The 2836-nt window shown below is 35.5% G+C and carries 2 protein-coding genes; both read right to left on the bottom strand.

Annotation, left to right across the window (positions count from 1 at the left end):
- Positions 1-24: 24 nt before the first annotated feature.
- Complete coding sequence (locus ACKI67_RS09645; protein ID WP_407463318.1) at positions 25-1002, bottom strand: methanogenesis marker 2 protein; 978 nt, start codon at positions 1000-1002, stop codon at positions 25-27.
- A gap of 120 nt (positions 1003-1122) precedes the next feature.
- Positions 1123-2836: DUF2117 domain-containing protein (locus ACKI67_RS09640; protein WP_407463317.1), on the bottom strand; the 1714-nt coding region annotated here is incomplete at its 5' end.

Raw genomic sequence — 2836 nt, 5'->3', positions numbered from 1 at the left:
ATAGGATAAAAATGAATGAAAAAATTATCCATTCATCTTCAATACAGGATTTTTTTCTTGACTGAATAAAACTGCCTTTTCATCACCATATTCCAAATAAAGCACTTTTTCTTCGATTACATCCCCCACAACAGCAACTTCAAATGAATATGGGCTTAATGTATCGATGATTTCTTGGCAATTCTCTTCTTTAGCAGTTAAAACAAAAGCTGCTCCAGGATAAGCCCTAAGCCAATCTACCCATTCAACATTTGGATTTCTTGGAATCTTTTCAAGAGAGACACAAGCACCAACACCTGATGCCTCAAGGAGCATTTCCAAAGTACCAAGTGTTCCAGGATTGCTGATATCCTTTCCAGCTGTAGGTAGATGAGCTTCTGCAATTTCCTGCATGGCAATTATCTGGTCTTGAACCAATTTCTCATCCTTTTCATATGTTGTATCCCAGTTGAGAGCAAATTGAGGATGTTGCCTTCCATCTGTATCAATGGCTACAAGCACCTTGTCTCCAACGTTTGCACCGGCAGATGTAATCAATGAATCCTTCTTTGCAATTCCTGCAATTGCAACATCCAATGAATTGAATTCGGAATCAGGGTGCAGATGTCCTCCAACCATAGGAACATTGAATTTCTTGCATCCATCAACAATGCCTTGAAGAAGATCATCGTAGATTTCATCATCATTGATAGACATTGTATTTACCATAGCTATCGGCTTTCCACCCATTGCAGCTATGTCATTAACATTTACAAGCACAGAACAATAACCTGCCCAATAAGGATTTACACTCATCAATTGACCCCAAATCCCATCAGCAGCCAACAATATAACCTGATTGTTTCCAATGTCAATAGCTGAAGCATCATCTCCAAAATCAAGGAGGACTTCGCCAGAAATATTATAGACTTCTTCCAAAGTTTTTGTAACCTTTTCAATAGAATTCTTACGGCTGACTCCTACAAATTCTTGGAGTGATTTAACAAGTTCATTAAAATCCATCATTACACCTTAAAATAAATAATAATTTAATAAAATAATAATTAATAAAATAAAAAATTTAAAATAAATAAAAAATAATAAAATTAATTCTTATTAAAAGAAATATTTAGAAAATTAATTTTATTCTTTTGAATCTGAATCATTAGAATTTTCTTCAGAATCTCCGAATTCTTCTTCTATATATTCTGCCCATCCATCATCTTCTTCCAATTCTTCTTGAGTTTCCTCTTCAATTGGCTCTTCCGAAGGTAAATCTTCTACATCTTCATCAAGATAAACCTCTTCGATTGGAGCATCTTCATAAATGATTTCTTCCACATCTTCCTCAACATAAATCTCCTCAACAGGAGACTCGACAACATCTTCCTCAACATAAATCTCCTCAACAGGAGATTCAGCAACATCATGCTCCACATAAATCTCTTCTATAGGGGACTCAATTTCAGATTCTTCAACAGGAACTTCATCATAATAGATTTCATCCTCAAGATATTCGTCACCATATTCATCAGAACCATGTTCAACAATTATCTCTTCAAGTTCTGCATCGGAAATGTCTCCAACATCATCTTCAAGATATTCATCATCATATTCAGGATCATATTCCTCATCAAAGTAAATCTCTTCCTCATCATTATAATTTTCAGATTCGAATCCATCTATGAAGTCATCTAAGTTATCATCTATTTGAGGCTTTTCATCTACTACTGCATGATAGGAATTGATTACATTATAATTATAATCCTTCTCAACAAAACTTGGAACGATTTCAGTTGCTTTTTCCAATACACGAGATTTGAATACCTTAAACATGATTGTCTTGAATTCCTCTACAGATGCAGCTTCCTCATCGAATGGAATCTCCAAAGCATCCTTGGAAAAGAAGAGCTCTTCGTGAATATATTGTCCGACAATATCATCGAAACCTGTAGCGACTTCCAAAATTGTTGACCTTTCATTGACAAAACCGCTTTCAACAACCTTATCCAAGTCACCATCTGTAATTCCTATAATCGGAATATTGAAACGGTGCAAGATATCAGAGGCAACCAATGATGTGTCATCACCTACTGTTACAACCAAATCAAAGTCCTTGAATTTGAATATGTCATAAGCTGCATGATCAACATAAGCCACCTTAAATGAGTGGTCATCTTCAGAAATCTCTTCAGAATACATTACTCTTTCCGTATCGCTTATTGAAATATCATCTTTAGATAGAACACGTGGATGGACATTATCTGATTTTCTTAAAAGCCCTGTTTTGACTATCACTCTTTCCAAATCAACAGGACCTAATTTCTCCACACCATGATACTTCACAGTAGCATTAAGAATATCAACTAAGATGCCATCACGGGCAATGAGAACAATGGAATCTGCCTCAGAACGACCTACAACTATTCCGTTTATAAAAATATTCTCTCCTTCGCTGACTCCATGGATTTTACGATAAGTATAATGGCTGGTTTCATAACCCTCATAAGACTCCAATAGCTTTTCGATGGACTGTTCTTCCTCTCTTTCCTGACTATTTGACAAGTATTGAGAAACAACATCTTCCGGCGCGATTTCAGTTAAATCCAAAGCTGCCTTCAAGCCATCAAACAATTCTTCAAAATTAAATGTGAGAGATTCAACCATATTCTTTTTGCCTAAACCTAACTTGGCCCTTTTGCTTTTTTTGCTTTTAGCCAATTGTTGGTTTAATGTATAATTCCAACTGATGATTGAACCGTCAGGTTCACCAGGCCTTTCTATTTGAATTACAGGAATGCTTGATTCATATAATGATTTATGATTTGTAGCCAAGTAATCCTCATTGGAAATCTGT

Source organism: Methanobrevibacter sp., from assembly GCF_045577275.1.
Classification (GTDB): domain Archaea; phylum Methanobacteriota; class Methanobacteria; order Methanobacteriales; family Methanobacteriaceae; genus Methanobrevibacter.
The sequence above is the reverse complement of the archived record's forward strand: the minus strand, read 5'-3'. Positions and strand labels throughout refer to the sequence as shown.